Source organism: Antarctobacter heliothermus (genome assembly GCF_900188425.1).
GTDB lineage: Bacteria > Pseudomonadota > Alphaproteobacteria > Rhodobacterales > Rhodobacteraceae > Antarctobacter > Antarctobacter heliothermus.
On sequence record NZ_FZON01000040.1, the window covers coordinates 1 to 20,197 of the forward strand.

Below are 20,197 nucleotides of genomic sequence, written 5' to 3' on the forward strand. Positions count from 1 at the left end.
TCGGGTCGCTTTCAGCCTGTTCCTGTCCGACGGGCGTGTGGCCATCGACAACAACCCTGCCGAACGTGCCCTGCGTCCCATCGGCATAGGGCGGAAGAATTGGTTATTTGCAGGGGCAGACACAGGTGCCGAAACCTTGGCCCGCGCTATGACCATCATCGAAACCGCCAAGCTGAACGGCCTAGACCCACAAGCCTACCTCGCTGACATTCTCAACCGCATCCATGATCACATGATTAACCGGCTGGATGAATTGCTGCCTTGGAATTGGCTGCCGACTTCCGCATCGGAAAATCAGGCCGCATAAGCTGCGGTATCAACGGAGCGCTTACGCTTGAACGCTATGTCGCGCTGGCGTTCGAGGCGGAGGTGATGCCGGTGATCTTGCTCACCAAGGCAGACCTTTGCGACGATCCAGAATCCTACGCCCAAGCGGCAAGCACCATTTCAAACCGCGTTCTGGTCGAAGTGCTCAATGCCTTGAGTGAAGAACCAGTCGCGCGGTTGGCTTCATGGTGCAAGCCCGGCCAAACGATTGCCTTTCTGGGGTCGTCCGGCGTCGGGAAATCTACGCTGGTCAATGCTCTGTTCCGAGCTGGTGTGGCCGATACGGCTGCCATTCGCGAAGATGACAGCAAAGGTCGCCACACGACGACACGGCGGCAATTGCACTTCACGGCCAACGGCTGCGCCGTGCTGGACACGCCGGGCATGCGAGAGCTTCAACTGACCGATGTTGAGGCCGGCATTGCAGATGTATTTGTCGACATCGTTGCCTTGGCGGGCCAATGCCGTTTCAGCGATTGCCGACATGACACAGAACCAGGTTGCGCCATTCAAGGTTCATTGGAGCGCGGCGAGATTGATCGTGACCGGCTTGCGCGATGGAAGAAGCTGGCAGCGGAGGAACGCTTTAACGCGTCTTCGTTGGCCAAACGTAAAAGCGTCGAAAAATCGCTCCACAAGATGATCAATGCGGTCCAGAAGAAGAATAGGAAGTAAGTCGATGATGCGTAAATACAAAACCGACGATATCGATGCCTTGATCACAATATGGGACACGGCAGAACCGCTTGCGCACCCCTTCTTGTCCGATGAAATCAGAAGACAGGTGCGCAAGGATATGCGCAATATCTATCTGCCAAATGCCGATACATGGGTTCTGGAACATGATGGTGTTCCGGTTGGCTTTATCGCCATGATTGGCACAGAAATCGGAGGTTTGTTCCTTGCCCCCACTCATCAGGGCAAGGGTATGGGACGCCACATGGTGGATCATATCGTCGCCATCAAAGGGCCGCTGACAGTCGAGGTCTTCAAAGACAACAAGATTGGTCTGCCGTTCTACGAACGCTATGGCTTTGTAAAAACCGGCGAAGGCGCATTTGACGCCAGCGGCGACAAAACCTTCAAGATGGCGATGCTGCTTCGCAATAGTCATTCGGAGGCACTGTTGATCAGTGCCTCCGATTTAAGTCCGGTATCCCGCCCGCGAGCCCCGCAGGCCGGAGCCCGGTAGAATCGGTTGGCCGGTTAGAAAAAGGCCAAAACCTGAACAGCGCCAACTCAGGAACGAGGACTGCACGGGTCTCAGGTCACTGGGCCGGGTGCTGCTCGTCAGGCGGATTTTTTCGAATCGCGTTATCAAAACGATCGCGAAAGCAGATTGGGATTTCCGGTCTTTTAGGTTCCTTTGGCGCATTCAAGCGCCTTGGAACATGCGACGAAAGTGGCTTGATGTTTGAGCGATGTATCTAAAGTCGACCTTTACACCAACCGACTGACATCTTTCGCCGCCCGCACAAAATCCCGGAACAGTGGATGGGGGTCAAAGGGTTTCGACTTCAGCTCGGGGTGGAACTGCACGCCAATGAACCACGGGTGGTCAGGCCATTCCACGATCTCGGGCAGGCGGCCGTCGGGGGACATGCCGGAAAAGCGTAGGCCGCAAGCCTCCAGCTGGTCCTTGTAGGCGATGTCGACCTCATAGCGGTGGCGGTGGCGCTCGTCGATGGTGGTTGTGCCATAGACCTGCGCCACCTTCGATCCTTCGGTCAGCACCGCGTCATAGGCGCCCAGGCGCATGGTGCCGCCCTTTGCATCGTCGGGGCGGCGGTTGACCTTTTCGTTGCCCTGCACCCATTCCTTGAGGTGGTAAACCACCGGCTCAAAACGCTTTTCGCCGGACTCGTGGTCAAATTCCTCGGACCCGGCCTTTTTCACGCCAGCAACGTTGCGGGCGGCCTCGATCACCGCCATCTGCATGCCAAGGCAGATGCCCAGATAGGGCACCTTGTGTTCGCGGGCGAATTGCGCGGCCTTGATCTTACCCTCTGTGCCGCGCTCGCCAAAGCCGCCGGGGACAAGGATGGCATCGTATTTCTCAAGGTAGGGGGCGGGGTCTTCGCCCTCGAATGTTTCGGCATCGACCCATTCCACGTTGACCTTGACCCGGTTGGCCATGCCGCCGTGGGTCAGCGCCTCTGCGATGGATTTATAGGCATCCTCAAGCTGGACGTATTTGCCGACGATGGCGACGGTGACGTCGCCTTCGGGGTTGTGGATGCGGTCAGAGACGTCTTCCCACTTGGTCAGGTCGGGCTTGGGCGCGGGGCTGATCTGAAAGGCGTCGAGGACGGCCTGATCCATGCCTTCGCGGTGATAGGCCAAGGGCGCGTCGTAGATTGACGACAGGTCCTGAGCGGCGATCACGGCGTCAGGGCGCACGTTGCAGAACAGCGCCAGCTTTTCGCGTTCCTTTTGCGGGATCGGACCCTCTGACCGGCACACAAGGATATCGGGCGCCAGACCGATAGAGCGGAGTTCCTTGACCGAGTGTTGCGTCGGTTTGGTTTTAAGCTCACCACTGGCCTTGATGAAGGGCAGCAGGGTCAGGTGCATGAAAATACACTGGCCGCGCGGCTTGTCCTGGCTGAACTGGCGGATCGCCTCGAAGAACGGCAGGCCCTCGATGTCGCCGACGGTGCCGCCGATCTCGCACAGCATGAAGTCGACTTCGTCTTCGCCAATGGAGATGAAATTCTTGATCTCATCGGTGACGTGCGGGATCACCTGGATCGTCTTGCCGAGGTAATCGCCGCGTCGTTCTTTTTCCAACACGTTGGTGTAGACGCGGCCCGAGGAGATCGAGTCGGTCTTGCGGGCGGGCACGCCGGTGAAGCGTTCGTAATGCCCAAGGTCGAGATCGGTTTCGGCGCCGTCATCGGTGACAAAGACCTCACCATGTTCAAACGGCGACATGGTGCCGGGATCGACGTTCAGGTAGGGGTCCAGCTTGCGCAGGCGGACGGAAAAGCCGCGCGCCTGAAGCAGTGAGCCAAGGGCCGCCGAGGCCAGCCCCTTGCCAAGCGAAGACACAACGCCGCCAGTGATGAAAATGAAGCGTGCCATGTGGGCGATCCCGTGATTTTGCCTGTCGTGTCGGCGTTTTGCGATCTGACCCCGGAGGTCCGGATCTGTGTTCCGGTCGGGGCCAATTCATGTTCTCCCGCTGCCAGAATGGCAGCAGCATCACGGGATTAAACCGATAGCGGATTCGGAACGATTTGTCTAGCCAACCGCAAGATGCTGTTGCGGTTGGTGAACATACTGCAAACCCTAGTGGGGCGTCTGTCAGTCGGCGCGCGGGACCAGCGGGGCGTCCGGGTCGGTGTCGCTGGCGGGCGGCGGGATCAACAGGCTGGGGTCCAGACCATCGAGGCCCGGGGTGGGCGCGTCGGCCCCTGCAGGCGCGGAGGTGCCCAGCCGGTCAAGGATCGAGGTGCCCGAGGCATTGCGCGCCGAGATGATGGTCAGCGTGATCGACGTCACGATAAAGGCCACGGCGAGGATCCAGGTCAGTTTGCCCAGAGCGGTCAGCGGGGCGCGCTGGCTCATGGCGCCGCCGCCCCCGATCCCCAGACCGCCGCCTTCGCTGCGCTGGAGAAGCACGACACCAATCAGGCCAAGAGCCAGAAGGAGGTGTACGATGAGGATAACGTTTTCCATGGGGCCTGCGTCTTTTGATCGGTTTCGAGGTCATTTAGGGGAAGGTGCCGGTCGGTGCAAGGCGCGAAACTGTTTGGCGGCTGGCGGGAGGCTCTGTTTGGCCTGCGGCCAAAGGCGCCCACCCGCCGGCCCCGGACCTGTGTCACTGGTCTGGCGGGGTCTGTGCCGGGGATGCGTTTCGGAGCGGCGGAACCCCGAGAGAGAGGCAGCTGGTTGGGGCCTGAGGCGTGCCAGCGTGGCAGATCACGCACCAGGCGTTGCCGGGAATGCAGCAGTTGACCACGGCGGAGGCGTCGACACCGGCGCGGGGAGTGCCCCAGTCGTCGGTGCATATGTCGCGCAATGCGGCGCCCTGTGACGGTGTGAGGTCGAACACGATGACCGCCGAGGCGGGCGTTGCGCATATGACAAGCGTCACAAGGGCTGCGGCGTGGAAGAGTCTGGACATGTCCTGGGCCTCCTTTGGCATCCTGTCCCGACAGACTGGCAAAGGACGGGGCATCTGTCACGGTGCGTTTGTCACGGTGCGTTTTGCGGGCGGGTGGGACGTGGCGGGGCGGCCCGGAGCACTCATTTCCGCGTCAGCGGTCCGCGCGCGCCCCCTTGTCCGTTCGGACCGGGCAGGGCAAGCTGTTGTCCATGCCCCATGATCACGCCGACGATGCCCCGCCCCACAGCCTGTTGCCGCCTGAGCCTGCCTTGCGGGTCAAGGCGCTGGAGACCTTGTTGACCCGCAAGGGGCTGGTCGATCCGGCGGCGCTGGATGAGATCATCGAGACCTATGCCCACAGGATCGGGCCGCGCAACGGGGCGGCGGTGGTGGCGCGCGCCTGGGTCGATCAGGGGTTTCGCGCGCGGTTGTTGAGCGATGCGACGGCGGCGGTGGCGGAGATGGGATTCACCGGGCGGCAGGGCGAGCATATGGTGGCGGTCGAAAACACGCCGGCGCAGCACAACATGGTCGTGTGTACGCTGTGTTCCTGTTACCCGTGGCCGCTGCTGGGGATTCCGCCGGGGTGGTACAAATCCGACGCCTACCGGGCGCGGGCGGTGCGCGAGCCGCGCGCCGTTTTGGCAGAGTTTGGTGTGACCTTGCCAGAGGGGCAGCGGGTGCGGGTCTGGGATTCGACTGCCGAGGTGCGCTATCTGGTGCTGCCTATGCGCCCCGAGGGAACAAAGGCGCTGGATGAGGCGGCGCTGGCGGGCTTGATCCACCGCGACGCGATGATTGGCACTGCGCTGGTGGAACCGCCCGCATGAGCCGGGTGCATGACATGGGCGGGCGATTTGGCGATGGTGCGGTGATGCCCGGGTCCGAGAACGACCCGGTCTTTGCGCAGGACTGGCACGCGCGGGCCTTGGCCGTGACGCTGGCCGCCGGGGCGTTGGGGCAGTGGAATCTGGATGTGTCGCGCCATGCGCGTGAATGCCTGTCGCCCGCCGATTACATGGCGTTTTCCTACTATGAAAAATGGCTGGCGGCGCTGGCGGATCTGCTGGTGGCGCGGGGCGTGGTGACACGCGCGGAACTGGCGGGGGCGGCACCTGATGTCTCGCCGCTGGCAGAGCGGGCAATGCGGGCCGAGGCGGTGGCCGGGGCCTTGGCACGCGGCGGTCCGGCATCCCGCGACGGGCGTGCACCGCGCTTTGCCAAGGGCGACAGTGTGCGGACACGGCGGCCTGCGCGCAATGTGCGGGTGGCGGGCGGCCACACCCGGCTGCCGGGCTATGTGGCGGGGCTGGTGGGGACAATTGAGCGGCTGCATGGCTGCCACGTCTTTCCCGATGCCAATGCGCATGATCAGGGGGAGCAGCCAGAGCCGCTGTATACGGTGGTTTTCGATGCGGCAGAGGCCTGGGGCGCGGCAGAAGCGCCCGGTGATACGGTCAGTTGCGACCTGTGGGAAAGCTACCTGGAGCCCGTGGCATGAGCGCGCCCGCACCGGTATTCGCAGCCCCCTGGCACGCCGAAGCCTTTGCCATCTCCGTCTCGCTGGAGGTGGGCGGGGCGTTTACATGGTCCGAGTGGACCAAGGTGTTTGGCGCGGTTCTGGCAGAGCATGGCAAGGCCGGGGATCTGGACGGCGGCGATGATTACTTCTACGCTTGGGTGGTGGCGCTGGAACGGATCTGCACCGCCAAAGGCATTGCCGGGGCCGGGGATCTGGAGGCGCTGCGGCGCGACTGGGAACGCGCCTATCTATCGACGCCACATGGCGCGCCGGTACGGATCGACGGCTAACCGACGCGCTGCCCGCCCACATAGGTGGCGGCGATGGCGCGGTCATCGCCCATCATGATGGTGGGAAACAGCGATTCCCAGATGTCGTCCGCGCGTGCATTGCGTTGCGCGATGGCGGGGGTCGAGGCCAGATCCAGCGCGATGAAATCCGCCTCTGTCCCCGGTGCCAGCGTGCCGATCCGGTGATCCAGCCGCAGCGCGCGGGCGGACCCCTCTGTCGCCAGCCAGATCAGTTCCGCCGGGTGCAGGGCGCGACCGCGCAATTGCGCGATCTCATAGGCCGCCGCCATGCTGCGCAGCATGGAAAAGGACGACCCACCACCGGTGTCGGTGGCCAGCCCGATGCGGTGGTTGTCACGGGTCAGCCCGTCCATGTCGAACAGGCCCGAGCCGATAAAGGTGTTCGAGGTCGGGCAATGGATCAGCGCGGCGCCGACCTCTTGCAGGCGGTGGGCCTCACGCGGTTCAAGGTGGATGGCGTGGCCGTACAGCCCGTTTGCGCCCAGCAACCCCGCCTGTTCATAGGTGTCCAGGTAATCGCGCGCCTCGGGAAACAGCGATTTCACCCAGGCGATCTCATCCACCTGTTCGCTGAGGTGGGTCTGCATCAGGCAATCGGGGTGGTCGGCCCACAGCGCCCCCAGCGCCTGTAGCTGCGCCGGCGAAGAGGTGGGCGAAAAGCGCGGCGTGATGACATAGGACAGGCGGTTCTGCCCGTGCCAGCGGGTCAGCAGCGCCTTGCTGTCGTCATAGGCGCGCTGTGCGGTGTCGCGCAGCCCCTCCGGCGCGTTGCGGTCCATGCAGGTCTTGCCGCCCAGCACGCGCATGCCGCGCGCGGTTGCGGCCTCGAACAGGGCATCGACGGAGGAGGGGTGGATGGTGCAATAGCTGCACACGGTGGTGGTGCCGTTGGCCAGCAACAGGTCCAGATAGCGGCCCGCGATCTCTGCCGCATAGGCCGGATCGCCAAAGCGCATTTCCTCTGGAAAGGTATAGGTGTTCAGCCAGTCGATCAGCCGCTTGCCCCAGCTGGCGATCATGGCGGTCTGCGGATAATGCGCGTGGGCATCGACGAAACCTGGCAGCAGCAGCGCCGCGCCGTGATCCGTCACGCTGGCATACTCTCCCCCGCGCAGATCGTCGGCCTGTCCCAAGGCGGCGACCACGCCATCCTCGACCACCAGTGCGCCTTGGCGGTTGTGGCGGGCGGCGTCCAGCCCGTCGTGAAACGGGTCGCCGGAAAAGGTCAGCGCCTGACCAAGATGCAAGTGCTGTTTGCTCATGCAGCAAAGCCTAGGCGCGCTTGCACAAAAGGTAAATCGCCCTTGCCCCCTGTTGCCCGGTGGCGGCATGTCATAAAGTCGGGGCGAAGCAGGTTGAGGGCAAAAACATGGCCGAAGAGCAGGACGCAGAAACCACTGACGCGCCCGAACGCGACGACGCCTATGCGCTGGACCGCAAGGCCGTTGCGGCGATTCTCTATGCCGTGGACGTGGATGACCGCGAGCAACTGATCGAGCTGATGGAGCCGCTGCACGCAGCCGACATCGCCGACCTTCTGGAACAGATCAACGCCTTTGACCGCAAACGTCTGATCCGTCTGTACGACAAGGAAATCGACGGCGAGATCCTGTCCGAACTGGACGAGACGCTGCGCGAAGAGGTGATCGCCGCGCTGACGCCGCAGGTGCTGGCCGAGGCTGTGCGCGAACTGGACACCGACGACGTTGTCGATCTGGTCGAGGATCTGGAAACCGCGCAGCAAGACGCCATCATCGACTCGCTGGAGGCCGGGGACGCGGCGGCGGTGCGGCAGTCACTGGCTTACCCCGAGTTTTCTGCAGGTCGCCTGATGCAGCGCGAGGTGGTCATGGCACCCGAATACTGGAGCGTGGGCGACGCCATCGACTATATGCGCAGTTCGGAACATCTGCCGGAACAGTTCTACCATGTGATCCTTGTGGACCCCAAGCTGCGCCCGGTGGGCAACGTGACGCTGGGCAAGATCATGTCGTCGCGGCGTGACGTGCTGCTGAAACGGATTGTCGAAGAGACCTTTCACACCATTCCCGTCACCCGCGATGAGGGTGAGGTGGCCTATGCCTTCAACCAGTACCACTTGATTTCGGCCCCGGTGGTGGACGACAACGACCGGCTGGTGGGTGTGATCACCATCGACGACGCCATGGCGGTGCTGGATGAGGAAAACGAGGAAGACATCCTGCGGCTGGCCGGTGTGGACGGCGAAAGCCGCCTGTCGGACAAGGTGATCGAAACCACCAAGCGGCGCTTTCCCTGGCTGGCGGTGAACCTGCTGACGGCGGTCATGGCCTCACTGGTGATCTCGCAGTTCGAAGAGGCGATCACCCAGGTAGTGGCGCTGGCGGTGCTGATGCCGATTGTCGCCTCGATGGGCGGCAACGCGGGCACCCAGTCGCTGACGGTGGCGGTGCGGGCGCTGGCGACCAAAGACCTCACCGGGTCGAACATCTGGCGGGTGATCCGGCGTGAGGTCGCGGTGGGGCTGATCAATGGCATCGCCTTTGCGGTGATCATGGGGATTGTCGGCATTGTCTGGTTCGGATCGCTGCAACTGGGCGGGGTGATCGCGGTCGCCATGGTGGTCAATCTCGTGGTCGCGGGGCTGGCCGGGATCGCGATTCCGGTGATCCTTGAAAAGGCCGGGGTGGACCCGGCGCTGGCCTCGGGCGCCTTTGTGACGACGGTGACCGATGTGGTCGGTTTCTTCGCCTTTCTCGGGCTGGCCGTGGTGTGGTTGCTGTGACACTGGAGGCGCGCAAGGCGGCGGCGCGCAAGGCGGGGTTTGCCCGACGCCAGCGCGCGTTCGACACGCAGTTGCCCGGTGCCGCAGGCAAGCTGAGCGAGGTGCTGGCCGGCTATCGCGGCGTGCCCCTGTCGGGGTTCCTGCCGATCCGCACGGAAATCGACCCGGTCCCCGCAATGGCAGAGGCCTCGGCGCATGGGCCGGTCGGCGTGCCGGTGATTGTCGCCCGCGCGCAACCGCTGAAATTCGCCCGGTGGGAGCCGGATTGCACGCTGGTCGAGGGCGCGTTCAAGGTCATGATCCCCGACCCGGCGGAGTTCCTTGAGCCCGAGGTGCTGATCGTGCCACTGATCGCCTTTTCACGCGACGGCGGACGGCTGGGCTATGGCGGCGGCTTCTACGACCGGACGCTACAGATGCTGCGCGCCAAGCGCCCGACTTTGGCCATCGGCTTTGCCTTTGCCGCTCAGGAAGACAGCGACCTGCCGCTGGAACCCACCGATCAGCCGCTGGACATGATCGTGACCGAATCCGAGGTCATCACACCCAACTCCTGACCTCAGATCGGCGGTGCGGGCGGCTTGGCCCGCAGTTCCAGCCGTCGCTCCCGCTCAAACACATACAGACCAGAGGCGACGATGATCGCGATTCCGACCCATGTCAGCGACGTCGGGAAATCGCCAAACGCCAGGTAGCCGATCACCGTGGCTCCCACGATCTCAAGGTATTGCAACGGCGCGATGGTGCCCGCAGGCGCCAGTCGCAACGCATAGGTCAGGAACAGATGTGAGATCGTCGCCACCACGCCAACCCCAAACAGCGTCCAGATCGCCCGCCCCTCGGGCCAGACCGGATCGAAATAGACGTTTCCAGTGCCGTTGAAGATCAACAGCGGCGGCAGGATAAGCAGTGTCGCCGCCAGCGCGGTGTGTCCCTGCAGGACAAGCGGATGCAACCGCCGCGTCATGGCCCGCGTCATCAGCATGTAAATGGAAAACAGCGCCGCCGTGACCAGGGGCAAAAACGCCACCGGCCCCAGATCGGAAAAGCTGGGCCGGATCACCAACAAGGCCCCGCCGAAGCCGACAGCGCAGGCCGTCAGGCGGCGCCAGCCCACGGGTTCACCCAGAAAAACCGCGCCCATGAGGATCAGCACAAACGGCTCGACAAAAAAGATCGAGATCGCATCGGCGATCGGCATGTAGCGCAGCGCGGTAAAGAAACAGCCCGTCGCCGCCAACAGCGCCGCCGCCCGCGCCAGATGGAGCCAGACATCGCGCAGGGTCATGCGCAGACTGTGTCCCAACATCGCGGCGAGCGGCATCAGGATCGCGACCTGGATGGCAAACCGATAGGCAAGGATCTGCGACACCGGCACCACCTCGGGCGTGGCCTTGGCAAACGCGTCCATCATCGGCGCAAACAGGCAAAAGGCCAGCATGAACAAAATGCCAAGAGTGGTACGCTGTGGTGGGGGGGGCATGAGACCTCGCAGAATTGTCGCGCCACATGACCCGCGCCCGCGCCAAAAGTCAAAGCGGATCGTCCCGGTTTCTTCTGTCCTGAAATATCCCGGGGGAAAGGCCGCAGGCCGAGGGGGTCGTGCTGAAAGCATGCCTCTGGCATGACGCCCCCTTTGCCCCGCTCAGGGAAACGCTCCTGACACAGGTCAGGGCAGCAGCGACAGCCAGATCCAGGCGGTGATCACCGACAGCGCCGTGGCGATCAGCACCGCCGAGGCCGCCACCCGCCGCGCCCGCCCGTACATGTTGGCAAAGACATAGGTATTGATCCCCGGTGCCATGGCGGCGGTCAGCACGGCGGACCGGAATGCCTCGACCGACAGGCCGGTGATCGTGCCCAGCGTCCATGTGATCGCCGGATGCAGCATCAATGAGACCGCGCAGATATAGGCGATCACCCGCCCGTCGCCTTGCGGCTTGTAGCGGCACAGAACCCCGCCCATGCCGAACAGCGACGCGGGCAGCGCGGTGCGGATCATCATGTCCAGCGCGTCGGTGGCGACAGTGGGCAGCGACAGGTTTACCAGGTTGGCAAACAACCCCAGTCCGATCCCGATCACCAGCGCGTTTCGGAACATCGCCCGCCCGACTTTGCCCGGCAACGCCCGGTTCGAGATCCCGGCAGAGCGCGCGCGCACAATCTCCATTGCGGTGATGCCGATGCCATAGCAGAACGGCGAGTGCAGCGCGACAATCACATAGTTGGCTTGCAGCGCGTCGCTGCCATAGGCGCGTTCGGTCAGCGCCAGACCGATCATCACCGAATTGGCAAACAGGCAGCAAAACCCGATGGCAACCGCATCCTCCCAGTCGCGCTTGAACAAAAAGCGCGCGCCCAGCAGTCCGGCGGCAAAGCAGGTGGCCGACCCGGTGTAGAAACTCACCAGCAGCCAAGGATTGAAATCATCGCCCAGTTCCAGCGTCCAGATGGCGCGGAACAGCAGGCAGGGGATGGCAAAATTCTGGGTAAAGCTCATCAACCCGTCGACACCGGACTCGGAAAACCAGCCTTTCCAGACCGCCGCGTAACCGGCAGCAATCACCAGAAAAACAGGCAGGATGACGTCGAGCAGGGCCTGCATCTCAGTGGCTCTTCCGAGCCGGCTCAGAGCGCATAGCGAATGACCATGCCGTCATGGGCCGGAGTGATATGCTCTGCCGTCTCATCCGCGACCTCGGCATGGTCAAGGTCGATATGCATGTTGGTCAGCACGGCGCGGCGGGGCTGTGCGCGTGCGATCCAGTCCAGCGACAGTGCAAGATGCGCATGGGTCGGGTGAGGTTTGCGGCGCAGCGCGTCCAGCACCCAGCAGTCCAGATTTTCCAGTTGCGGCCAGACGTCGTCGGGGATCGTCGCCACATCCGGCAGATAGGCCAGATCGCCGATGCGGAACCCCAGAGCCTCGATGCTGCCATGGTTGACCTCGAACGGGGTCAGAGTGATCGGGCCGCCCGCGCCGTCGATGCTGAAGGGGCCCTTGATGGTGTGAAGGTTCAGGATCGGCGGATAGGGAGAGCCTTCGGGTTGCACAAAGGCATAGGCAAAGCGCGACAGCAGGTCGCTTTGGGTGTCGCCGTCCGCCCAGACGTTCAGACGCTCGCGCGTGTTGAAGACGATCTGACGCAGGTCGTCCAATCCGTGGGTGTGATCCGCATGGGCGTGGGTCCAGACCACGGCGTCCAGCTTGCCCACCCCGGCGTCCAACAGCTGTTCGCGCATGTCGGGCGAGGTGTCGATCAGCACGGTTGTGGTGCCGTCAGCGGTCTCACGTTCCACCAGCATAGAACAGCGGCGGCGGCGGTTCTTGGGGTTTTGCGGATCGCAGGCGCCCCAGTGGCCGCCAAGGCGCGGCACGCCGCCTGACGAACCGCAGCCAAGGATGGTAAAACGCAGCTCACCGCTCATGCCTTGGCCTCTTTTGCAGGGATTTCCCCCGTCCATGCGGCGGCCTTGGTAAAGAGGCGGTCAAAGTTGGCCTCTGTCCGGGCGGCGAACTCCTCGTAGCTGAGACCAAAGACCTCGGCGCCCTTGCGCGCGGTATGGGCGACATAGGCCGGTTCATTGCGCTTGCCCCGGCGGGGCGGCGGCGCAAGGTAGGGGCTGTCGGTTTCGACCAAAATGCGGTCGATGGGGGCGTCGGCAAAGATGTCGCGCAGGTCTTGCGATTTGGGGAAGGCGGCGATGCCGGACATCGACAGGTAGAACCCCAGGTCCAGCGCTGCGCGCGCCAGCTCTGCGCTGGAGGAAAAGCAGTGCATGACGCAGGTGTAGGGTTGCGTGCGGTAGCCTTCGGTCAGGATACGCGCGATGTCGTCGTCCGCGTCGCGGGCGTGGATGATCAGCGGCAGGCCGGTGGCCTGCGCCGCCTCTATGTGGATGCGCAGGCTTTGCTTTTGGATCTCGGCGCTTTCGGCGGTGTAGTGATAGTCCAGCCCCGTCTCACCGATGCCAATAAATTTAGGATGTTTGGCAAGAGCCACCAGTTCGTCGAGTGTCGCCAGCGGTTCCTCTGCGGCGGACATCGGGTGGGTGCCTGCGGCATAGAAGACGGGGGCGTTCGCCTCGGCGATGGCGCGCACCTGCGGTTCATTCCGCAGGCGGGTGCAGATGGTGACCATGCGCTGCACTCCGGCCTCAAGGGCGCGGGCGATAACCTGCGGGCGTTCCTGATCAAAGTCGGGAAAATCGAGGTGGCAGTGGCTGTCGGTAATGACGGGAACGGTCATGACGGCTCCTTGGTTGCCCGTGGTATCTAGGATGGGACGGGGAGGGTCAAGACGGCGGCCGCGACTAGGGGGCGCCCAGTCCGGCGGGGCGGGCAACCGGGCGCAGGGTAAACGGATCTGGACGGAAACCGGGGTCGCGCGCGACGGGACGCAGAGAGGATATGGGGGCCTGAGCTGTCGGCGGGCCACGCTCGGGGTCCGGGATCACGGGGTCCGGGATGGGGGCAGGATCAGGCTGTGGTGCGGGATCAGGCTGCGGCGCGGGTTCTGGTCGGACGTCAGGCGTGGCGTCAGGCAAAGGGCCGGGCAAAGGGGTGGGCAAAGGGTCGGGCGGTGAGGGGATCGGGTCAGCGACCGGCGCCACTGTCACCTCAGGCGTCACGACCTCTGGAACGACGACCTCCGGAACGACGGCCTCTGGAACGACGGCCTCTGGCAAGATGACCTCCGGCACCGAGAGCGCGGGCGGTGGCGGTGGAGCTGCGGGAGTTGTATCTACTTGCGGCATCACCCCGATGGCGGGCGTGGCAAGGGCTGCGCCGGGGGCGCGGGATGTCTTGGGGGCGGTTCGCAGCGCGGCGCGCGCGGTCAACAGTTCGGTTGCGGCAAAGGGCGCGGGGCGCACCAGAGCGGCAGGGGCATCGCCCGCCACCACAGGGCGCGGACGCGGCGTGGCGTCGGGCACAGGCGGGGTCACAGGTGCGGCAGGCGTGACAGGCGGCGGCGGGGCGTCGGCGCGGACCGGCGCTGCGGGCAACGCCCTTGGCGGGCTGGGCGCGTCCTCGGCCGGGGGCGCGGCAGGAGTGTCAGGCAAGTCGGTCTCTGGTGCGCGATCCCATGCAGCGATAAGGTCGCCTAGATCCGGTGTGACCGGCGACAAGGCCAGCGACGGGTCGGGCGGCTCTGTCCGGGGGCGGGAGATCACCGCAAGGATCGCCAGATGCACCGCCAGCGCCAGCAGCAGACAAATCAACGCCTCTATCAGTCGCGCGCGGGTCACTTCGCCCCCTGTCCGGTGGTTACTAGATCAACCCGCCCTGCGCCTGCCTGCGCCAGCGCCGTCAGTAGCCGCGCCAGGGCGGTTGCGTCGGTCTGCCCGTCGGTCTGCAAACGGACCGGGCCAGCCCCGGCGGCGGCGGTTATGGCGGCCTCTCCGCGCAAGGTGCCGAACGAGACCAGCCCCGACGGCGCAAGGATCAGAACCGAGCGCATCGGGCCGGGGGCATCCTCGACCGACAGCTTGCTGCGCCCGGCGCTGCCGGGGTCGGCGAATTGCGCGGTCATCAGGAAAAAGATCAGCAACAGGAAGACCACGTTGATCATCGGCACAACCGGTTCCGCCCGCGCCTTGGGCGGGCCGGGCCAGAACCGGCGGGGCGTGCTGAGGCGGACGCGGGCCATATCGTTATTCCACCACGGCGAGGCGCGTAAAACCAGCCTCGCGCAGCGTGTTCAGCACATCGACCAGCCGCGCGACGCCGGTGCCGGGGGCAGGGCGGATGACAATGAGATCGTCCGGCCCGGCCATGAGGGGCGCAAGTGCGGTGGGTAGGTCCGTCACGGGCTGACCATTCAGGGCAAGGCCCGCAGGCATGACCGACACAAGGCGGGGTGGGCCAGTATACGGTGTCTCACCGCCGGGCGCGGCCAGCAGCAGCGAAACGCCATCGGTTCCGCCAAAGCGCGCCACCAACATGAAAAAGACCAGCAGCAGAAAGACCACGTCGATCATCGGGGTCAGGCTGGGGCGGCGGCGGCGCGGAGAGACGGGCAGGTTCAACATGGGATCAGGCCGATGGCTCCTCTTCGTCCTCGGCGTAGGCCCAGGGGGTCGTGAAGACGCGGGTGACCAGATCCTCAAGATCATGCGCCAGCCGGTCCGCCATGCCGTCAAAAATCGACAGCATGACACTGGCCGGGATCGCCACGGCCATGCCTGCGGCGGTGGTCAGCAGCGCCGCCCAGATCCCGCCCGCCAGCGCGGCGGGGTCCGCCTGCTGGCCGCTGTCCTGCAGGGCCTGAAACGCGTCGATCATACCCAGAACAGTGCCCAGCAGTCCCAGTAGCGGCGCGATGGTGACAACTAGGTCCAGCATCCGCAGGCCCAGCCGGGTCTCATTCAGCACGGCGCGGGCCTGCCGTGCGGCCTCTTCTCGGGCGTCTTCCTCAGGAATCGACAGGCGCGCCTGCATCGCCGCCTGAACGACGCGGGCGCGGGGCGCGGGGTCAAAAGAGATATGCGACATCGCCAGCGTGGTCTGCCCCTGTCCCCAGAAGCGCAGCGCCGTTTCTGCGCCTTCGCGTTTCCAGGTACCGCGCCGGAACATCTGCCAGAGCTTCCACAGCACAAGACTGAGCGTCAGGACCGACAGGACTGCGATGGCCCAGAGCGCCGGGCCGCCGCGATCGAGGAACTGGGGAATATTGCTCAGCATTGGGGGGCCTTCCGGGTCGGGGGGCGGGGGCTTTGTCCAGTGATCTCACGAAATGGCGTTTGGCGCGAGTGCGGGTTTTGCGATGACAACAGGGGCCGGGGGTGGGTCGATTTGGGATCGGATGGGGCGAACTCTGGGATTGGATGGGAATGGGCCGGGGGTTTGATGGTCCACGCGTGGGAATTCCTGGTTCGACGGGCGGAACACAGCCGATTCACCGCGACTCGCACCGATTTTGGATGATTCGCGGGTCGGATTCCGGCACAACGCGGGTGTCGGATGGCCGGGTCAGGTGCTTTGGCAGCCGGTTTTTGGATTTTGTGGGTCCGGATGGGATTTTTTTACCGATCATGTTCGCGCCTACATGTTGTGTGTGTCCGGGTCGTGTTTCGCTAGGTTTGCGCAGGATGGGGCGTTCTGAGTGAATTTTGCCTTATTTCTCTGGGTCTGGCTATGGTGTCTGGCCATCATTTCCCGCAAAAAACTATTGAATACCACCCGTTCCCATGTCATTCATAGTTTACACGATGAGAACGGCAGCAAGGGCATCCAAGACCCGGCACTGAACTCAAATAATAATAAGAGCAGGTTTCATACAGGCGCACGCTCTCATCGTGACACAAGGATCCGGCGCGCGGGCGAGCAGACATCCCCCCAGGTGGCGCGCGCAGTCGGAGACACCCGCATAGCGGGTCCAGCGGCGGGTTGATCAATGGCAGCTGATCAACCCGCCGTATTTCGTTTCAAATCGGGGGATTGAAGGGGCCGAGGGCAGTGAGCCGCAGGCTGAGGTTCAGAGGCGAGTTTCGACTTAAGGTCGATGGAAAAGGCCGGATGTCCATTCCGGTCGATTTTCGCCGTGTCCTCGAAGCAGGCGACCCGGACTGGGATCCGACATCCAAGGATCACACCAACCCGGGCTTTGTCATGGTCTACGGCCACCCCAGCAATGAATACCTTGAATGCATGACCATCGACGCGATGGAGCGGCTTGAAAACCGGATCGACGCGATGAAGGCCGGACCGCGCAAAAAGGCGCTGTCGCGGATCTATTCGTCGGGGTCGGTCAATGCCGTGGTCGATGAAACCGGGCGCATCGTGATCCCCGCCAAGCTGCGTGCGCGCTATGGCATTACGGGGGAGACCTTTGCCGTGGCGAACCTGAACACGTTCCAGATCTGGAGCGCGGACCGCTATGTGCCGACGGATGTCGTGGATGAAGACGATCTGATGGAAGATCTTCCTGATGACCCGATGGAATGGCTGGACGAAGCCGAGGAGGTCTGAGTGAGCGATCCTGCGGCGCAAAAGGGCGGCGCACCCCATGTTCCGGTGCTGTTGCGCCCGCTGTTGGCAGCGGTGGCGCCGGTTACGGGCGTGTGGATCGACGGCACGCTGGGGGCGGGCGGATATGCGCGCGGATTGCTTGACGCCGGGGCCGACAAGGTGATCGGCATCGACCGGGATCCGCTGGCCCATGAGATGGCGCGGAACTGGGGTGCCGAATACGGCGACCGGCTGTCGCTGTGGCAGGGCAATTTCGCGCAGATGGACAAGGCGGCCGAGGCGGTCGAGGCGGTGGATGGCGTTGTGCTGGATCTGGGCGTGTCCTCGATGCAGCTGGACCGAGCCGAGCGCGGCTTTTCCTTCATGAAGGACGGACCGCTAGATATGCGGATGGGGCAGGAGGGGCCGACGGCGGCGGATCTTGTCAATACCGTCGAAGAGGCGGAGCTTGCCAATATCCTGTTCATCTACGGCGAAGAACGGCAATCGCGCCGGATCGCCCGCGCCATTGTGCAGGACCGACCGTTTGACCGGACCTTGCCGCTGGCCGAGCTGATCGAGCGGGTGCTTGGCCGCACCAAGCCGGGGCAGGCCCATGCCGCCACCCGCAGTTTCCAGGCGCTGCGGATTGCGGTGAACGGGGAATATGACGCGCTGTGGCAAGGGCTTATGGCGGCTGAGCGGGTGTTGAAGCCCGGCGGGCGGCTGGCGGTTGTGACCTTTCATTCGGTCGAGGACCGGATGGTGAAACGCTTTTTCCAACTGCACGGCGACAAGAAGACCCATGTGAACCGCTACGGCGACCAGACGCAGGCGGCGACAGACCCGTTCGAGGTGTTGACCCGCAAGGCCGTGGGCCCGGATGCCGAGGAACTGGCCGAAAACCCGCGTTCGCGATCTGCCAAGCTGCGGGTTGGGCGGCGGACAGAGATCCCCGCGCGCGCCGTAGAGGCGGCAGAGCTGTCGATGCCAGTGATGAAACAGACACCAAAGACACCAAGGAGACGATGAGATGCGCAGTGTTTTTTTCCTGCTTGCGGCCATGGCCGTCATCACATCCGGCTACTGGGCCTACTACGAAAACTACCGCACCAAGGCGGAGCTGGACAACGTGGACGATCTGCGCCGCGACATCGGGGCGGCGCGGGAGCGATTGGCGATCCTGCGCGCGGAATGGGCCTATCTGAACCGGCCCGACCGGCTGCGCGATCTGGCCGAGCTGAACTTTGACCGGCTGGGGCTGTTGCCGCTGCGCCCGGACCAGTTTGGCAGCATTGATCAGGTGGCGTACCCGCAGCCGCTGTCGCTGGATCTGACGAAACCCGTCGATGTCACCTCTGCCGGAGCGACCAACCCATGACCCGCACGCCGCTGCGTCCGCTGGCCCGCATCCTTGAGGCCCGCCAGAAAGGCGAAAACCCCGACGCCATCGAACGCGAGAATCGCAGGCTGCGCCACGAAGAGATTCGAGACCGGCTGCGGCTGCGCGCTGAGGGGCGGTTGCTGGTGCTGGCGGTGATGTTTGTCTGTGCCTATGGCGTGGTCGGGGCGCGGATGGGGGTCTTGTCCGCGTCGGAGCCGAAAGAGCCGCGCGCGCAGATGACAGGCGCATCCATCGTTGCCACCAGGGCGGACATCACGGACCGGCATGGTCGTATTCTGGCCACCAACATGTCGACCCACAGCCTGTATGCGCATCCACAGCAGATGGTTGATCCGCTGCGCGCGGCGCAGGAGCTGGCGGCGATTTTCCCGGACATCGACGCCGAAAAGCTGGGCGCGCGGTTTACCAACCCAAAGACCAAGTTCCTGTGGGTCAAGAAAAAACTGAGCCCCGAGCAGTTGCAGGCGGTGCATGACATCGGGGAACCGGGCCTGTTGTTCGGCCCGCGCGAAATGCGGCTCTATCCCAACGGCGCGCTGGCGGCCCATGTTCTGGGCGGCGCGAGTTTCGGCGATGAGGGCGTTCATGCCGCCGAGGTGATCGGTACGGCGGGCATCGAAAAGTACTTTGACGCGGAAATGCGCGATCCCGCCCGGCAGGGCGTGCCCCTGACGTTGTCGCTGGATCTGACGATTCAGGCCGCCACCGAAGAGGTACTGGACGCCGGGATGAAGCTGCTGAACGCCAAGGGTGCTGCCAGCGTGCTGATGGATATCTACACGGGTGAGGTGATTGCCATTGCCTCTTTGCCCGACTTTGACCCCAACGACCGCCCGCGCGTGCCGATCGCCGGGGAAAAGGCAAGCGACAGCCCGCTGTTCAACCGCGCGGTGCAGGGTCTGTATGAGCTTGGCTCTACATTCAAGATCTTCACCGCAGCCCAGGCGCTGCAACTGGGACTGGTCCATCCGCAAACCGTGATCGACACTTCACCGCCCTATGAGGTGCTGGGATTCAAAGTAGGTGAGTTTCAGGGCAAGAACTATGGCAAGCTGTCTGTCGAGAACGTGATTGTCCAAAGCTCGAACCGGGGCACGGCCAAATTGGTCATGGCCATCGGGCGGGGCCGTCAAAAGGACTTTTACGAAAATCTGGGCATGTTCGCGCCCTCCTCACTGGAGATCGTCGAGGCGCGCAACGCCAAACCGCTGATCCCCGAACGGTGGACCGACCTGTCGGCGGTGACAATTTCCTATGGCCACGGCATTTCGGTCTCGCCGCTGCATCTGGCGGCCGGCTATGCGATGATTGGCAATGGTGGCCATGTGGTGCAGCCGACCCTGTTGAAACAGGATGGCCCCCGCATGGGGGACAAGCTGTTGCGCGACGACGTGGCAGAGCAGGCGCGTACCATGCTGCGTCATGTGGTGAGCGCCAAAAAGGGCACCGCCTCTTTTGCCGAGGTGCCGGGCTATCGCGTTGGCGGCAAGACCGGGACCGCGGAAAAGCCCAAGGAGCGCGGCGGCGGCTATCACAAGGACAAGGTGATCGCGACCTTCGCCGCGTTGTTCCCGACAGATGAACCGCGCTATGCGCTGGTGGTTATGCTGGATGAGCCGGTCGAGACCTCCGGATCGACCCCGCGCCGCACCGCTGGCTGGACGGCCGTGCCTGTTGCCGCCGAGATGATCACACGGATTGCCCCGCTTCTGGACTTGCGTCCGGATTATGATACGGGGCAGGTGAAAACGTTGACGACGGCCTCTGACTAAGGCCGCGTGGGCACAGGGCCACCTGCGGAACTGC

24 protein-coding genes are annotated in these 20,197 nt (G+C 63.9%); 12 read left to right on the forward strand and 12 right to left on the reverse strand.

Annotated features, from left to right (window positions below; genetic code table 11):
* The 3 genes from CHB90_RS17670 to CHB90_RS17680 all read left to right on the forward strand — a co-directional run.
* Positions 1 to 307, forward strand: a 307-nt coding sequence (locus tag CHB90_RS17670) for a transposase domain-containing protein (protein WP_141135915.1), incomplete at its 5' end; no start/stop codon positions are given.
* Entirely contained in the window at positions 262 to 1,002 is a 741-nt protein-coding gene (gene rsgA, locus CHB90_RS17675) for a ribosome small subunit-dependent GTPase A (RefSeq protein ID WP_245823287.1), read from the forward strand. The genes CHB90_RS17670 and rsgA, both read left to right, overlap by 46 nt.
* 4 nt (positions 1,003 to 1,006) lie before the next feature.
* Positions 1,007 to 1,519, forward strand: coding sequence for a GNAT family N-acetyltransferase (locus CHB90_RS17680; protein ID WP_089279181.1), 513 nt, complete (start codon positions 1,007 to 1,009; stop codon positions 1,517 to 1,519).
* A gap of 248 nt (positions 1,520 to 1,767) precedes the next feature.
* Here the strand turns inward: CHB90_RS17680 and CHB90_RS17685 are convergent, their stop codons facing one another.
* The 3 genes from CHB90_RS17685 to CHB90_RS17695 form a co-directional block, all read right to left on the reverse strand.
* On the reverse strand, positions 1,768 to 3,411 hold the full coding sequence (locus CHB90_RS17685; protein ID WP_089279182.1) for a CTP synthase: 1,644 nt from the start codon (positions 3,409 to 3,411) through the stop codon (positions 1,768 to 1,770).
* A 222-nt stretch (positions 3,412 to 3,633) separates the two neighbouring features.
* Positions 3,634 to 4,008 carry a preprotein translocase subunit SecG gene (gene secG, locus CHB90_RS17690; RefSeq protein ID WP_089279183.1) on the reverse strand — a complete coding sequence of 125 codons (375 nt, stop codon included), beginning with the start codon at positions 4,006 to 4,008 and terminating at the stop codon, positions 3,634 to 3,636.
* 142 nt (positions 4,009 to 4,150) lie between these two features.
* Entirely contained in the window at positions 4,151 to 4,456 is a 306-nt protein-coding gene (locus CHB90_RS17695) for a hypothetical protein (protein ID WP_141135916.1), read from the reverse strand.
* Positions 4,457 to 4,647: 191 nt separating this feature from the next.
* On the opposite strand from CHB90_RS17695, the gene nthA reads away from it, so the two are divergent.
* Genes nthA through CHB90_RS17710 form a run of 3 tightly spaced genes read left to right on the forward strand, consistent with a single transcriptional unit; the run spans position 4,648 to position 6,250 of the window.
* Positions 4,648 to 5,268, forward strand: coding sequence for a nitrile hydratase subunit alpha (nthA, locus tag CHB90_RS17700; protein WP_089279185.1), 621 nt, complete (start codon positions 4,648 to 4,650; stop codon positions 5,266 to 5,268).
* On the forward strand, positions 5,265 to 5,939 hold the full coding sequence (gene nthB, locus CHB90_RS17705) for a nitrile hydratase subunit beta (protein ID WP_089279186.1): 675 nt from the start codon (positions 5,265 to 5,267) through the stop codon (positions 5,937 to 5,939). Before nthA ends, nthB begins: the two co-directional genes overlap by 4 nt.
* Positions 5,936 to 6,250, forward strand: coding sequence for a nitrile hydratase accessory protein (locus CHB90_RS17710; RefSeq protein ID WP_089279187.1), 315 nt, complete (start codon positions 5,936 to 5,938; stop codon positions 6,248 to 6,250). Before nthB ends, CHB90_RS17710 begins: the two co-directional genes overlap by 4 nt.
* Here CHB90_RS17710 and guaD read toward each other — a convergent pair.
* Positions 6,247 to 7,533, reverse strand: coding sequence for a guanine deaminase (gene guaD, locus CHB90_RS17715; RefSeq protein WP_089279188.1), 1,287 nt, complete (start codon positions 7,531 to 7,533; stop codon positions 6,247 to 6,249). The two genes, CHB90_RS17710 and guaD, sit on opposite strands and share 4 nt — an antisense overlap.
* Before the next feature lie 107 nt (positions 7,534 to 7,640).
* Between guaD and mgtE the strand changes: the two genes are divergently transcribed.
* Positions 7,641 to 9,035, forward strand: coding sequence for a magnesium transporter (mgtE, locus tag CHB90_RS17720; RefSeq protein WP_089279189.1), 1,395 nt, complete (start codon positions 7,641 to 7,643; stop codon positions 9,033 to 9,035).
* A 2-nt stretch (positions 9,036 to 9,037) separates the two neighbouring features.
* Positions 9,038 to 9,592, forward strand: coding sequence for a 5-formyltetrahydrofolate cyclo-ligase (locus CHB90_RS17725; protein WP_089279223.1), 555 nt, complete (start codon positions 9,038 to 9,040; stop codon positions 9,590 to 9,592).
* Positions 9,593 to 9,594: 2 nt separating this feature from the next.
* On the opposite strand, the gene CHB90_RS17730 is transcribed toward CHB90_RS17725, so the two are convergent.
* The 8 genes from CHB90_RS17730 to CHB90_RS17765 all read right to left on the reverse strand — a co-directional run bounded on the left by CHB90_RS17730 (position 9,595) and on the right by CHB90_RS17765 (position 15,720).
* Positions 9,595 to 10,518 (reverse strand): DMT family transporter, encoded by a 924-nt coding sequence (locus CHB90_RS17730; protein WP_245823289.1) that lies wholly within the window; start codon positions 10,516 to 10,518, stop codon positions 9,595 to 9,597.
* A gap of 186 nt (positions 10,519 to 10,704) precedes the next feature.
* The gene (locus tag CHB90_RS17735; RefSeq protein ID WP_089279191.1) at positions 10,705 to 11,640 is read right to left on the reverse strand and encodes an AEC family transporter; all 936 of its coding nucleotides are present in this window, start codon (positions 11,638 to 11,640) and stop codon (positions 10,705 to 10,707) included.
* A 23-nt stretch (positions 11,641 to 11,663) separates the two neighbouring features.
* On the reverse strand, positions 11,664 to 12,464 hold the full coding sequence (locus tag CHB90_RS17740) for an MBL fold metallo-hydrolase (protein WP_089279192.1): 801 nt from the start codon (positions 12,462 to 12,464) through the stop codon (positions 11,664 to 11,666).
* Positions 12,461 to 13,285 (reverse strand): TatD family hydrolase, encoded by an 825-nt coding sequence (locus CHB90_RS17745; RefSeq protein ID WP_089279193.1) that lies wholly within the window; start codon positions 13,283 to 13,285, stop codon positions 12,461 to 12,463. The genes CHB90_RS17740 and CHB90_RS17745 overlap by 4 nt, the downstream gene beginning before the upstream one ends.
* A 64-nt stretch (positions 13,286 to 13,349) precedes the next feature.
* Complete coding sequence (locus CHB90_RS17750) at positions 13,350 to 14,285, reverse strand: hypothetical protein (protein WP_089279194.1); 936 nt, start codon at positions 14,283 to 14,285, stop codon at positions 13,350 to 13,352.
* Complete coding sequence (locus CHB90_RS17755; protein ID WP_089279195.1) at positions 14,282 to 14,686, reverse strand: ExbD/TolR family protein; 405 nt, start codon at positions 14,684 to 14,686, stop codon at positions 14,282 to 14,284. The genes CHB90_RS17750 and CHB90_RS17755 overlap by 4 nt, the downstream gene beginning before the upstream one ends.
* Positions 14,687 to 14,690: 4 nt before the next feature.
* The gene (locus CHB90_RS17760) at positions 14,691 to 15,068 is read right to left on the reverse strand and encodes an ExbD/TolR family protein (RefSeq protein WP_089279196.1); all 378 of its coding nucleotides are present in this window, start codon (positions 15,066 to 15,068) and stop codon (positions 14,691 to 14,693) included.
* Positions 15,069 to 15,072: 4 nt separating this feature from the next.
* Positions 15,073 to 15,720 carry a MotA/TolQ/ExbB proton channel family protein gene (locus CHB90_RS17765; protein WP_089279197.1) on the reverse strand — a complete coding sequence of 216 codons (648 nt, stop codon included), beginning with the start codon at positions 15,718 to 15,720 and terminating at the stop codon, positions 15,073 to 15,075.
* Positions 15,721 to 16,554: 834 nt separating this feature from the next.
* Between CHB90_RS17765 and CHB90_RS17770 the strand changes: the two genes are divergently transcribed.
* The 4 genes from CHB90_RS17770 to CHB90_RS17785 are packed head-to-tail and all read left to right on the forward strand — an operon-like array spanning position 16,555 to position 20,163.
* Entirely contained in the window at positions 16,555 to 17,007 is a 453-nt protein-coding gene (locus CHB90_RS17770) for a division/cell wall cluster transcriptional repressor MraZ (protein ID WP_245823290.1), read from the forward strand.
* The gene (rsmH, locus tag CHB90_RS17775) at positions 17,008 to 18,018 is read left to right on the forward strand and encodes a 16S rRNA (cytosine(1402)-N(4))-methyltransferase RsmH (RefSeq protein WP_089279198.1); all 1,011 of its coding nucleotides are present in this window, start codon (positions 17,008 to 17,010) and stop codon (positions 18,016 to 18,018) included.
* Between the two features lies 1 nt (position 18,019).
* Complete coding sequence (gene ftsL / locus CHB90_RS17780; protein ID WP_089279199.1) at positions 18,020 to 18,367, forward strand: cell division protein FtsL; 348 nt, start codon at positions 18,020 to 18,022, stop codon at positions 18,365 to 18,367.
* Positions 18,364 to 20,163, forward strand: a complete 1,800-nt coding sequence (locus CHB90_RS17785; protein WP_089279200.1) for a peptidoglycan D,D-transpeptidase FtsI family protein — start codon at positions 18,364 to 18,366, stop codon at positions 20,161 to 20,163. The genes ftsL and CHB90_RS17785 overlap by 4 nt, the downstream gene beginning before the upstream one ends.
* The last annotated feature ends 34 nt before the right edge of the window (positions 20,164 to 20,197 follow it).